The organism is Bacteroides sp. UBA939 (assembly GCF_002293435.1).
Lineage (GTDB): Bacteria > Bacteroidota > Bacteroidia > Bacteroidales > Bacteroidaceae > Bacteroides.
The window spans coordinates 1-12,669 of record NZ_DBDF01000159.1 but is presented as its reverse complement, the minus strand read 5'-3'; the positions used below and the strand labels follow the sequence as shown (position 1 = coordinate 12,669).

Annotated in this window: 10 protein-coding genes; 5 read left to right on the top strand and 5 right to left on the bottom strand. The window is 43.5% G+C overall.

Features of this window, described 5'->3' with window-relative positions:
* Nucleotides 1–371 precede the first annotated feature (371 nt).
* Genes B2Z67_RS09975 through nuoE form a run of 3 tightly spaced genes read left to right on the top strand, consistent with a single transcriptional unit; the run spans nucleotide 372 to nucleotide 4,554 of the window.
* A complete protein-coding gene (locus B2Z67_RS09975; protein ID WP_291529679.1) occupies nucleotides 372–2,279 on the top strand; it encodes an NADH-quinone oxidoreductase subunit NuoF in 1,908 nt (635 codons plus the stop codon).
* Nucleotides 2,280–2,290: 11 nt separating this feature from the next.
* Complete coding sequence (locus B2Z67_RS09970) at nucleotides 2,291–4,057, top strand: NADH-dependent [FeFe] hydrogenase, group A6 (RefSeq protein ID WP_291529678.1); 1,767 nt, start codon at nucleotides 2,291–2,293, stop codon at nucleotides 4,055–4,057.
* Between the two features lie 20 nt (nucleotides 4,058–4,077).
* Nucleotides 4,078–4,554, top strand: a complete 477-nt coding sequence (gene nuoE / locus B2Z67_RS09965) for an NADH-quinone oxidoreductase subunit NuoE (RefSeq protein WP_291529677.1) — start codon at nucleotides 4,078–4,080, stop codon at nucleotides 4,552–4,554.
* A gap of 267 nt (nucleotides 4,555–4,821) precedes the next feature.
* Here the strand turns inward: nuoE and B2Z67_RS09960 are convergent, their stop codons facing one another.
* From B2Z67_RS09960 to B2Z67_RS09940, 5 genes are all read right to left on the bottom strand, one after another.
* On the bottom strand, nucleotides 4,822–5,370 hold the full coding sequence (locus B2Z67_RS09960; protein ID WP_291529676.1) for a 30S ribosomal protein S16: 549 nt from the start codon (nucleotides 5,368–5,370) through the stop codon (nucleotides 4,822–4,824).
* A gap of 200 nt (nucleotides 5,371–5,570) precedes the next feature.
* Complete coding sequence (locus B2Z67_RS09955; RefSeq protein WP_291529675.1) at nucleotides 5,571–5,816, bottom strand: RNA recognition motif domain-containing protein; 246 nt, start codon at nucleotides 5,814–5,816, stop codon at nucleotides 5,571–5,573.
* Between the two features lie 224 nt (nucleotides 5,817–6,040).
* A complete protein-coding gene (locus B2Z67_RS09950; protein ID WP_414630800.1) occupies nucleotides 6,041–7,351 on the bottom strand; it encodes a Na+/H+ antiporter NhaC family protein in 1,311 nt (436 codons plus the stop codon).
* 24 nt (nucleotides 7,352–7,375) lie between these two features.
* Nucleotides 7,376–8,866 (bottom strand): UxaA family hydrolase, encoded by a 1,491-nt coding sequence (locus B2Z67_RS09945; RefSeq protein WP_291529673.1) that lies wholly within the window; start codon nucleotides 8,864–8,866, stop codon nucleotides 7,376–7,378.
* A gap of 221 nt (nucleotides 8,867–9,087) precedes the next feature.
* Nucleotides 9,088–10,188, bottom strand: coding sequence for a substrate-binding domain-containing protein (locus B2Z67_RS09940; protein WP_291529672.1), 1,101 nt, complete (start codon nucleotides 10,186–10,188; stop codon nucleotides 9,088–9,090).
* A 256-nt stretch (nucleotides 10,189–10,444) separates the two neighbouring features.
* Between B2Z67_RS09940 and B2Z67_RS09935 the strand changes: the two genes are divergently transcribed.
* Nucleotides 10,445–11,470, top strand: a complete 1,026-nt coding sequence (locus tag B2Z67_RS09935; protein WP_291529671.1) for a sugar kinase — start codon at nucleotides 10,445–10,447, stop codon at nucleotides 11,468–11,470.
* A 21-nt stretch (nucleotides 11,471–11,491) separates the two neighbouring features.
* Nucleotides 11,492–12,154, top strand: a complete 663-nt coding sequence (locus B2Z67_RS09930; RefSeq protein ID WP_291529670.1) for a bifunctional 4-hydroxy-2-oxoglutarate aldolase/2-dehydro-3-deoxy-phosphogluconate aldolase — start codon at nucleotides 11,492–11,494, stop codon at nucleotides 12,152–12,154.
* Nucleotides 12,155–12,669: the final 515 nt, after the last annotated feature.

The window sequence follows — 12,669 nt, the reverse complement described above, 5'->3', positions numbered from 1 at the left end:
GTTAGTGTTTCATCCCTAAGCAAGAGGTTCTTTTTGCATAAAACCTGTATATCACTCCCGATTTATACAGAATATCCGCATATATATTCAGAACTTTATACCTGCAATCTCTATTTCTCCCTCTTTCGCAAAAAGCTGTGTTAGGAAAAAGATGTTTTAGATATCTTTTTGTAAAACAGTATTGGCTTAAACTTACATATTGCTAATTTGAAATGTTTTTATCATACACCTAAGGTTACTAATTTCCTTGTTTTCCATTCTGCCCGGCTTTATATCATACACCGAATGATTCCATAAAAACATTCCAGCTTTCTTTTTGTAATCCTAACTCTTTTCGTATCTTTGCGCCCATTCCCAAAATCTATTACAAAATGAAAGTATTAACCATTCATGATTTAAAGACGATTAAGAAAAGAGCAGAGAGTACACTCCTCTTGCGCGAACAAAGCAATGAGAAGGTTACCGAACAATGCTGTGGGTTAGCATTGGGTACGGAACATCTGCAAATCCTGATCTGTGGCGGTACAGGCTGTAAGGCATCCGCCAGTCACGTAATAGCTGAACGACTTCAGCAAACACTCGAGAGAAACAATATTACCGATAAGGTAGATGTCATCACCACCGGTTGCTTCGGCTTTTGTGAGAAGGGGCCTATCGTGAAGATAATCCCTGATAACACATTCTATGTGCAGGTTACCCCCGAAGATGTAGACGAGATAATCCGCGAGCATATCATCGGAGGCAGAAAGATAGAACGCCTGCTTTTTGTTGACCCAAAGACGGAACAGATTGTCAGCGACTCCAAGCACATGGACTTTTACCGGAAGCAAATGCGCATAGCTCTGCGTAATTGCGGCTTCATTGACCCCGAGAATATAGAAGAATACATCGCCTTGGACGGATACATGGCATTGGCCGACAGCTTGCTGTACAAACAGCCCGAAGATGTGATTGATATCATTAAACGTTCCGGACTGCGCGGACGTGGAGGTGGCGGTTTCCCGACAGGATTGAAATGGGAATTTGCCAACAAGCAAAAAGCCGACATAAAATATGTGGTATGTAACGCTGACGAGGGCGACCCCGGAGCTTTCATGGATCGCTCCATTATGGAAGGCGACCCGCACTCCATTATCGAAGCAATGGCTCTTTGCGGCTATTCCATCGGTTCGCCCAAAGGCTTGGTTTATATACGCGCCGAATATCCGCTGGCTATTCAACGGTTGAAAGTAGCTATCACTCAGGCACGCGAATATGGATTGTTGGGTAACAATATATTCGGTACCGATTTCAGTTTTGATATTGAAATCCGCTACGGCGCCGGAGCCTTTGTGTGCGGTGAAGAGACTGCCCTGATCCACTCAATGGAAGGCAAGCGGGGAGAACCTACTTTGAAACCTCCCTTCCCTGCCGAAGCCGGTTATCTGGGCAAACCTACCAATGTGAATAATGTGGAAACGCTTGCAAATATACCTATTATATTAACGAAAGGAGCGGAGTGGTTCGCTTCCATAGGAACGGAACGGTCGAAAGGAACAAAGGTATTTGCCCTGGCAGGAAAGATAAACAATGTGGGACTGATAGAAGTACCCATGGGTACAACACTGCGCGAAGTAATTTACGAGATTGGCGGTGGTATCAAGGGCGGTAAGAAGTTCAAGGCGGTACAAACAGGTGGCCCTTCGGGCGGTTGCCTGACGGAGAAACACCTGGATACTCCGATTGACTTTGACAACCTGCTGGCTGAAGGCTCCATGATGGGATCCGGCGGTATGATTGTAATGGACGAAGATGATTGCATGGTTTCGGTAGCACGCTTCTACCTCGACTTTACCGTAGAAGAATCCTGCGGAAAATGTACGCCTTGCCGTATCGGAAATAAACGCTTGCTGGAACTATTGAATAAGATAACTGTAGGAAAAGGAACAGAAAAAGACCTGGAAACCCTCTCCACTTTGGGAAAGGTAATAAAAGATACCGCACTGTGCGGACTGGGACAAACCTCGCCCAACCCGGTACTGTCTACACTAAACAACTTCTACGATGAATATCTGGAACATGTAAGAGATAAAGTATGCCGGGCACATCAGTGCAAGTCATTGCTTACTTATGTAATCAATCCGGAACTGTGCATCGGCTGTCATCTCTGTGCGAAGAACTGCCCGGCGGATGCCATTATGGGTGATGTACGCAAGCCTCATGTAATCAATCCGGAGACGTGCATTAAATGTGGCATGTGTATGGCACGCTGCAAATTCAAAGCAATCAATGTCTGCTAAAATCTACTGCAATGGAAGGAAAACAAATAACTCTGCAAATTGACCATCATTATATTACCGTGCCCGAAGGTTCGACCATTCTGGAAGCTGCACGGAAAATAGGTATTAATATACCTACCCTCTGCCACATCGACCTGAAAGGCACGTGTATTAAAAACAATCCGGCTTCTTGCCGCATCTGTGTGGTAGAAATCGAAGGACGCCGCAACCTGGCTCCTGCCTGCGCCACTCGCTGTACGGAAGGAATGGTGGTGCGTACCAGTACGCTACGCGTAATGAATGCCCGCCAAGTGGTGGCTGAACTGATACTCTCGGATCATCCCAACGACTGTCTGACTTGTCCGAAATGTGGTAACTGTGAGTTGCAGACATTGGCATTGCGTTTCAATATACGCAAGATGCCTTACAATGGTGGAGAACTTTCTCCGCGCAAGCGGGAGGTGACTTCGTCCATTGTACGTAATATGGATAAGTGTATCTTCTGCCGTCGTTGCGAAAGCGTGTGTAACGAGGTGCAGACTGTAGGAGCGTTGGGAGCTATCCGCCGTGGATTCAATACTACCATTGCACCGGCTTTCGATAAGTTGATGACCGACAGTGAATGTACTTACTGCGGACAGTGTGTAGCTGTTTGTCCGGTGGGAGCACTGACTGAACGTGACTATATCAATCGCCTGTTGCTGGATTTGGAGAACCCGGATAAAGTAGTCATTGTACAGACTGCGCCGGCTGTCCGTGCTGCCCTGGGCGAAGAATTCGGATTACCTGCCGGAACACTGGTAACGGGAAAGATGGTCTACGCTCTTCGTGAACTGGGATTCGACTATGTGTTTGATACGGATTTCGCCGCCGACCTGACTATCATGGAAGAAGGCGCCGAGATACTGAACCGCTTGAACCGCCACTTACAGGGGGACAAGTCGGTACGTCTGCCTATCCTGACTTCTTGCTGTCCGGCATGGGTGAACTTCTTTGAGCATCATTTCCCGGATATGCTTGATATTCCTTCAACGGCCCGTTCGCCCCAACAAATGTTCGGCAGTATAGCCAAGACGTACTGGGCGGAGAAGATGGGCATTCCGCGTGAGAAGTTAGTAGTGGTATCTATTATGCCGTGTCTGGCTAAGAAATATGAGTGCGACCGTGACGAGTTTAAGACTAACGGCAGTCCGGATGTGGATTATTCTATCTCTACCCGTGAGTTGGCGCGGCTTATCAGACGTGCCAATGTGGGTTTCACGCTACTTACGGATAAGGAATTCGACCAACCGATGGGAGCTTCAACGGGTGCAGGTGTTATCTTTGGAACAACGGGCGGCGTAATGGAAGCTGCTTTGCGCTCGGTTTATGAAGTTTATACCGGAAAGACTTTGGGGAATGTGAATTTCGAACAAGTACGTGGCTTGGCAGGTCTGCGCCGGGCGACGATTGATCTGGGTGGTTTCGAACTGAAAGTAGGTATAGCTCACGGACTGGGTAATGCCCGGCAGTTGTTGGAAGATATCCGCCACGGACGGAATGAATACCATGTGATTGAAATTATGGCGTGCCCGGGTGGCTGTATCGGTGGTGGCGGGCAACCGTTGCATCATGGCAATTCGGATGTATTGTATGCGCGCGCCAATGCGTTATATCGCGAAGATGCGCAGAAGCCTTTGCGTAAATCGCATGAAAATCCCTACATCAAGACTTTGTATGAGGAATATCTTGGCAAACCGTTGAGTGAAACTGCGGAACGGTTGTTGCATACGCATTATTTTAACAAGGCAATTGATTAACCCATTAAACGGAGAAAACTATGACAGATACCAAACTGCCCTGTGATGTGGTAAAACAGGTACGTGCTATATGTGATAAACATGGCAACCAGCCGGGCGAACTTATTAATATACTTCACGAAGTGCAACATGACTACGGTTACTTGCCGGAGGAAATGCAGCGTATTATTGCTGCAAAGTTGGAAATCCCCGTATCGCGTGTATATGGTGTAGTAACATTCTACACTTTCTTTACAATGAAAGCAAAAGGGAAGTACCCTATCTCTGTGTGTATGGGAACAGCTTGCTACGTACGAGGTTCGGAGAAACTGCTTGAAGAATTTAAGCGTGTACTGGGCATTGAAGTAGGAGAGACGACTCCCGACGGAAAGTTCTCGCTCGATTGTTTGCGTTGCGTTGGAGCTTGCGGATTGGCTCCGGTAGTGATGATCGGTGAAAAGGTCTACGGACGTTTGCAACCGATTGACGTGAAGAAGATTTTGGAGGAGCTGGAATAGTTCTTAACCCACATCTTCATACTGTAGGTTGTAAGCATCGGAATTCATCTCACGGGACAAGGAAATTCATCCCGTGAGACGAAAAAATCCGTCCCATGAGACAAATTTTCTCGTCTCACGAGACGGATTTTTTCGTCTCATGGGATGGATTCTTATATGCTGCTGTTTCTGATGGTTCGACTTGGGTAGTAACAAAAAATCCTCTCAGGCTATAACCCGAGAGGATTTTTTAGTTGTTAATCCATTTTCTGTAATCGCGCTATGCTATTATTCAGCAGTTGCTGCGGGAGTTTCTTCGGCAGGAGCTTCGGTTACTTCTTCAGCAGGAGCCTCGGCAGCTACTTTAGCAGCTTCTTCGGCAGCTTTCTTTTCAGCCAATACTTTAGCTTTTTCTTCGTTTACTTTCTTTTCAGCTTCCAGACGAGCTTTTGCTTCAGCTTTCTTTGCTTCAACTTCTTTAGCTTTTAGAGCAGCCAAACCTGTTTGTTTGTTGTTCTTCCATGCTTCAAATTTAGCATCAGCTTCAGCTTCACCGAATGCACCTTTGGCTACACCGCCCAAAAGATGTTTCTTCATGTAAATACCTTCTTTTGACAGGATGTTACGAACGGTGTCAGTCGGTTGTGCGCCTTTCATAACCCAGTTAAATGCACGGTCAAAGTTCAAATCTACTGTGGCAGGATTGGTATTCGGATTGTACGTACCAATCTTCTCAATAAATTTACCATCACGTGGTGCTTTTACGTCTGCAATTACAATAGAATAGAAGGCGTAGCCTTTATGTCCATGTCTTTGCAATCTGATTTTTGTTGCCATTTTAAATAAATGTATTAAAATAAATGATTTGAATAATGCTATTATCTCGTAATAGCGGCTGCAAAGGTATGCTTTTTATTTCGATTGACAAAGAGTTTGTTTTATCTTTTTGAGTCAAAAGCGAATTCCTTAATTAAAGAGAGGATGAATCTCTATTGAAATTCATCCTCTCTATAAAAATGCGTATTATCTGGAGATAATTAATTTTTCGGCAATGCTTCTTTAACTACCATTGGACGGCCCACATATTCAGCACCATTCAAAGCAGTGATAGCTTTGCTTGCTTCTGCAGCGTCCGGCATTTCAATAAATGCGAAGCCTTTAGATCTTCTTGTTTCACGGTCAGTGATAATTCTTACTGAATCTACTGTTCCGTACTCTTCCATAACCTCTCTCAAATCTGATTCTCTAACCTTGTAATTCAGGTTACCTACATACAAATTCATAAATCTAAAATAAAATAATAAATTAATAATTCAATAAACAAAGTTTTTGGATGTTAGGTCAGAGATGGAAATACTCATAACAGAGGAAATACATACGTGAAATAATCAAATCAAATAAACTTCTTTATTGTTCGGGTGCAAAGTAAAGCATTCTATTTGTAAAAAACATCATGTTTCTCTATATTTTTTTATATTTCTTCGTTTTTACATAAAAACAGTTCTTTCTACGAATACTTTCTGGGATATCTTAGCACGATTGCCAATAATGCGCATATTCCCATAGCGAACGGATAATATAGACTACCGATAATGCTGATGGGAGAGATACTTGCCAATCCTGCTGCAATCAGTAGTTGCGCTCCATAAGGAATAATACCTTGCACCACACATGAGAACGTGTCTAAGATGCTGGCGGTTTTCCGGCGGTCAAGATGGAAGCGTATGGCGATATCTTTGGCTATTGAACCGGTAGTGATGATGGCGATGGTGTTGTTGGCAGTACACAGGTTGGCGATACCGACGAGAGCAGCGATGCTCAGTTCCGCACCTCGTTTGCTGCGAACATGACGTGTCAGGCGGGCAATGATGAAGTCAATACCTCCATTGTAACGGATGGTTTCGAGCATACCTCCGGCAAGCAGAGTAATGATTATCAATTCTCCCATACCTGTGATACCCATTCCCATAGAACCAAACCAGTCAAAGAAAGCTGTACTGGCAGTTGTACCGTCTATACATGCTGTGGCTATGCCTATGATGCCTGTGCTGATAATTCCCAGTAGCAGAACCAGCAGTACATTCACTCCGGCTATTGCCGTACCCAATACGATGAGGTAGGGGATCACTTTGATCCATTCAATGTCTTGCGCCTGCGCCGGAGCTGTTATCGATAATCCCTGGAAAACATAGATACACAATACCACCAGCGCTGCCGGAATCACAATCCTGAAATTTACCCGGAATTTATCCCTCATCACACAATCTTGTGTTTTGGTAGCGGCGATAGTCGTATCCGATATAAATGAAAGATTATCTCCGAAGAGTGAACCGCCCACTACAACGGCTACCATATAAGGTAGATCAATGCCGGTCTTTTCCGCCAGTCCGATAGCTACCGGAGTAAGCGCCACAATTGTCCCCACGCTGGTACCTATGGATAGCGATATGAAACAAGCCGCCAGAAATATTCCTGCCAGTAACAGGTTATCCGGCAGAATATGCAGCGTCAGGTTTACCGCAGCGTCAATCGCTCCCATTTGCTTGGCACTCTGTGCGAAGGCTCCCGCCAGAATGAATATCCACACCATCAGCATGATATTCTTATTGCTGGCTCCCACGGAGAATTGGTATATTCGTTTTTCCAAGCTCAGTCCGCGCGTTATTATAATGGCATAACATGATGATAACAGGAATGCTACCGTGATGGGTACCTTATAAAAATCGTTCGCGATAAGAGATGTCACTAAGTAGAGGCAAAGAAATACAGCTAATGGGCTTAAATCCCACCATCCGCCTTTTCGTCCGTTTGTATGCATAGCGGAAGACATTATTTATCGTTATTATAACGTTACTCCTGTCTTGAAGATAGCAATTTCCTTATATCCTTTCTTTTCGTTATTCACGAGTTCGCCGTTTGCCACACTGATTACATAGTCAATAAACCGTTCGCAAGTTTTCTCCATCGGCTCACTTTCCAGAATAACTCCTGCGTTGAAGTCAATCCATCCCGGTTTGTTTTCAGCAAGCGCAGAATTGGTAGATATTTTCATGGTGGGTACATACGTTCCGAATGGTGTACCGCGACCGGTGGTAAACAATACTATATGACAGCCACAAGATGCCAAAGCGGTAGATGCTACCAAATCGTTACCCGGGGCAGATAACAGGTTCAATCCTTTAACCTTCAGGCGTTCGCCGTAAGACAATACGCCTTCTACATAACTTTTACCGCATTTCTGCGTACATCCCAGCGCCTTATCCTCCAAAGTTGATATACCGCCGGCTTTGTTACCCGGAGACGGGTTTTCACCTACCGGTTCACCGTGCGAAAGGAAATATTCTTTGAAGTCATTGATTAATTTTACGGTTTCCTCAAACAATTCCTTGTTGCGGCAACGGTTCATCAATATGGTTTCCGCACCAAACATCTCCGGAACTTCAGTCAATACACTTGTACCACCCTGCGCAATAAGGAAATCGGAGAACATACCCAGTAATGGGTTAGCCGTAATTCCGGAGAAACCGTCCGAGCCGCCGCATTTCAACCCTACGCGCAGCTCGCTCAAAGGCACGTCCGTACGCTCGTCTTTGCTTGCCTTAGCATACAACTCATGCAGCAACGCCATACCTTCTTCATATTCGTCGCCTACTTTCTGCGTTACCATGAATTTCACACGGTCTTCATCATATTCTCCCAGAAACTCACGGAATACCTCCGGTTGATTATTCTCACACCCCAATCCCACTACCAATACAGCACCGGCATTTGGATGTAACACCATGTCGCGCAGGATTTTCTTTGTATTTTCGTGGTCATCACCCAATTGTGAACAACCATAGTTATGCGGATAAGCCATGATTGCATCTACACCCTTACTTCCGGTTTCCCGGCGCAGACTTTCCGCAAGTTGGTTAGTGATACCGTTTACACAACCTACAGTCGGGATAATCCAGATCTCATTACGAATACCTACATCACCGTTTTTACGACGATACCCCTTGAATGTGAGAACTTTGCGCGGGATGTCTAAAGTGATATCCGTTGGATTATACGTATATTCCAATAAACCCGATAAATTTGTTCCGATATTGTTATCATTTATCCAATCACCTTGCATCTTTGCCATACGTGCGTGACCGATAGGATAACCGTATTTTATAATGTTTTCACCTTCGGTAAAATCCTTCAATGCGAACTTATGTCCTGCGGGAACTTCTTCATTCAACGTAATTTCTATGCCATCTACTATGAGTATTTCTCCTGCCGGAAGCGTTACAATAGCTACAGCTACATTATCTATAGGATTGATTTTTAGATACTTTGTTTCCATACCTTATCTTTTTATTTCTGTTATTAATGCGAATCAGGAGTTAAGGAGTTATCGCTTCGCTCAGGAGTTATCAGCCCTCAAGCGGGCTTAGGAGTTAAAGCCGATAGGCTTGTTACTGATATGCAGAGTTAACGCATAAACGGAGTATCGGCTTTAATTCCTTTAACTCCTGAGCGAAGCGATAACTCCTTTAACTCCTGATTCGCGTTATTTATAGTTTTCTAAACAGGCTCTTTTCTGTTGTGAGCTTTTGTTTCTCCGTTAATATTATGATAAAATTCGATATTCTCTTTTGTCAGCAAATCAATCGGCATAAAATTTTCTTTTGGAACTGTCTTTTTGAAAATCAGGTGATTGCATAATGTCTTGATTCCGTCAAAACCTTGTAATTCCGGTTGCTGGGCAATAAGGAAGAAGATGCTGCCTTGCTTCAGGCAGTTTACATTACGCTCCAATAGGTCGTATCCCATGAGGTTGAATTCTGTTTTCTGCCGTTTCAACAGATATTCACCGATTACATAAGCTTTTGAATTGAAGGTGATGCCATTTTTTACATTCGTATGTTTGCTGAAAAACTCGTCCAGCATTCGAGTATCCTCCGTATCTCGCTTGGCATGTAAATTCAATTCCCAGATATGGCAATCCGGATGGTGCTTCTGCATATATTCCCGGAAACCAATTTCTCGGCGTTCCTGTTGGTTAGAGCCTACGATTCCTTCGTTTATCTTACGGAAAATAACAATTTCCCGTTCTCTGCCGGCAAGTAACATCATCATCTTTGCGGCAAAATATCCGCTCTTGTGCGAATTTTGTCCGAAGAAAGAGAGTGCCGGCTGGTCACTCAGGTTGGAGTCTATATATATATAAGGTATTGAAAGTTTGTTTAGACTTTCTGTAAAAGGCCTTGTATATTGCGGTACGGTAGGGGCAAGCATAACCCCGTCGGGTTCCTGTTCCAAAATACTTTGAGCTATATCCCTGAATGAATGATAGTCAAACGGATCGTAGTAGGAGAGGCGTATGGAGATGTTAAAGTCGGAATAAGCCACAAGAGCTTCATGAATACCCGATTCTACAGCAGTCCAATATTCACCTGCTTCGTGTTGTGGCAATAGGCATGCAAATGCATATTTTTTGTTGGAAGCCAATGCACTGGCATGCATATTAGGTTGGTAATCCAGTTGTTTCAGTATTTCTTCCACTCGTTTCCGACTGGCTTCCGATACTCCGCTGCGTCCGTGTATCACACGGTCTACTGTTCCTACCGATACATCCGCTAATCTGGCTATATCTTTGATTCGTATTCTTTCCGGAACTTTCATGTTTTTACGATTTTATGATACCATGCCGGAGCTTATGTCCGTACACAATAATAATCTTAATATTTTCGACACAAATATATAACATTTTTTGTAATTACGAAAATTGTTGTATCTTTGTGCCCGCACACGAAAGTTGTGAAGAATAGACCTTGTTTTATCTTATTCTTCACAGTATCAATTGATTAGGTGTGCTTTCTTGCTATAAAACAACAATCTGGTAAGGAATAAATTATCGTATATTAAAAAGCATAAGATTATGGGAAAGAAAGTTGTTACATTAGGTGAAATCATGTTGAGACTGTCCACTCCGGGAAATACCCGTTTCGTACAGTCCGACTCTTTTGATGTAGTATATGGTGGCGGTGAAGCAAACGTTGCTGTCAGTTGTGCCAACTACGGGCATGATGCCTATTTTGTGACTAAATTGCCGAAACACGAAATCGGCCAATCGGCTGTAAACGCATTACGCAAATATGGAGTAAAGACAAATTTTATTGCCCGTGGCGGCGATCGCGTAGGTATTTATTATCTTGAAACAGGTGCGTCCATGCGTCCCAGCAAGGTTATTTATGACCGTGCGCACTCTGCCATAGCCGAAGCTGCTACAACTGATTTTGATTTCGATGCAATTATGGAAGGCGCCGACTGGTTTCACTGGTCAGGTATTACTCCCGCTATCTCTGATAAAGCTGCCGAACTTACAAAATTGGCTTGTGAAGCAGCGAAACGTCATGGCGTTACAGTATCCGTTGACCTCAATTTCCGTAAGAAACTCTGGACAAAAGAAAAAGCCCAATCCATTATGAAGCCGTTGATGCAATACGTAGATGTTTGTATCGGTAATGAAGAAGATGCCGAACTTTGCTTAGGATTTAAGCCTGACTCGGATGTGGAAGGTGGTAAGACCGATGCTGAAGGTTACAAAGGTATTTTTAAGGCAATGGCTAAAGAATTTGGCTTCAAATATGTTGTTTCCACTTTACGCGAATCATTCTCGGCTACTCACAACGGCTGGAAAGCGATGATTTATAATGGAGAAGAATTCTATGAGTCAAAACGTTATGATATTGATCCGATTATTGACCGTGTAGGTGGCGGCGATTCTTTTTCCGGTGGTATTATCCACGGTTTGCTGACGAAGCCCAACCAAGGTGCAGCTCTTGAATTTGCCGTAGCTGCTTCGGCCTTGAAACATACTATCAATGGTGATTTTAATCTGGTATCCATAGAAGAGGTAGAAGCGTTGGCAGGTGGCGATGCAAGCGGACGTGTTCAACGATAAAATATTAACCGAGAAAAGAAAATGGCAAGATTTGATAAAATAGCTGTGTTGAACAAAATAGGTTCAACCGGAATGGTGCCTGTATTCTACCATAAAGATGCAGAGGTAGCGAAGAAAGTTGTAAAGGCATGCTATGAGGGGGGCGTTCGCGCATTTGAGTTTACCAACCGTGGTGACTTTGCTCACGAAGTATTTGCTGAAATCGTGAAATTTGCGGCGAAAGAATGCCCGGAAATGGCTATGGGTGTAGGCTCTATTGTAGATCCTGCAACGGCTGCCCTTTATTTACAATTAGGCGCTAATTTCATTGTAGGTCCGTTGTTCAACCCTGAAATAGCTAAGATTTGTAACCGTCGTTTGGTAGCCTATACTCCGGGATGCGGAAGCGTTTCGGAAGTTGGTTTTGCGCAGGAAGCCGGTTGTGAACTTTGCAAGATATTTCCGGGTGACGTACTTGGTCCTAATTTAGTGAAAGGTCTGCTGGCTCCGATGCCTTGGTCTAAACTGATGGTGACCGGTGGCGTAGAACCGACCCGGGAAAACCTGACTTCCTGGATGCAAGCGGGCGTATTCTGTGTAGGTATGGGTTCAAAACTCTTCCCAAGCGATAAGGTAGCTGCTGAAGACTGGGCATATATAACCGAAAAATGTAAAGAAGCACTGGAATATATTGCCGCCATATAAATTTCATTTTGTTTAAAGGTGTTTAAAAGGGAACAACCATTGGAGTTGGCGAGTTAAGCCACTCCAGTGGTTTGTTTTTTTATAGTTGGTAAGGGTATCGTAAATAAAGCTGGATAAACACAAAAATATGTTATAAAACATGCATTTCCCTGCTTCGTTGTTTGCAAGTTCAGAAAAACTTCATACTTTTGTACTGTAGTTGTGAAACTACTCATGATTTTGACTTTTAAATAAATTAGTTTTGTGATTTTCAAAAGGAATTAGTTAAGGTAAAAAGATTTAGTTATAAAAGATAAGTAATAGTTTTTATAGGTTGAAAATTGGATTAGTTTAGTATTAGGTAAATTGGGTAAATAGAAATGATTTTAGGGTAATAATTAGATGGATTTAAAAGAAAAGCCAAAAGGGCTTTTCTTAATGTTGAAGCGGGAAGCTCGTGAGAGTTTACTCGTTTTTTATTTTTGAAATAGATGATGAATTTAGCCATTTATTTGGATCAGTAGCAAAATCATGTG

Coding starts and splice junctions, on each gene's coding strand:
- B2Z67_RS09975 (WP_291529679.1), top strand. CDS start 372: ATGAAAGTATTAACCATTCATGATTTAAAGACGATTAAGAAAAGAGCA.
- B2Z67_RS09970 (WP_291529678.1), top strand. CDS start 2,291: ATGGAAGGAAAACAAATAACTCTGCAAATTGACCATCATTATATTACC.
- nuoE (WP_291529677.1), top strand. CDS start 4,078: ATGACAGATACCAAACTGCCCTGTGATGTGGTAAAACAGGTACGTGCT.
- B2Z67_RS09960 (WP_291529676.1), bottom strand. CDS start 5,370: ATGGCAACAAAAATCAGATTGCAAAGACATGGACATAAAGGCTACGCC.
- B2Z67_RS09955 (WP_291529675.1), bottom strand. CDS start 5,816: ATGAATTTGTATGTAGGTAACCTGAATTACAAGGTTAGAGAATCAGAT.
- B2Z67_RS09950 (WP_414630800.1), bottom strand. CDS start 7,351: ATGCATACAAACGGACGAAAAGGCGGATGGTGGGATTTAAGCCCATTA.
- B2Z67_RS09945 (WP_291529673.1), bottom strand. CDS start 8,866: ATGGAAACAAAGTATCTAAAAATCAATCCTATAGATAATGTAGCTGTA.
- B2Z67_RS09940 (WP_291529672.1), bottom strand. CDS start 10,188: ATGAAAGTTCCGGAAAGAATACGAATCAAAGATATAGCCAGATTAGCG.
- B2Z67_RS09935 (WP_291529671.1), top strand. CDS start 10,445: ATGGGAAAGAAAGTTGTTACATTAGGTGAAATCATGTTGAGACTGTCC.
- B2Z67_RS09930 (WP_291529670.1), top strand. CDS start 11,492: ATGGCAAGATTTGATAAAATAGCTGTGTTGAACAAAATAGGTTCAACC.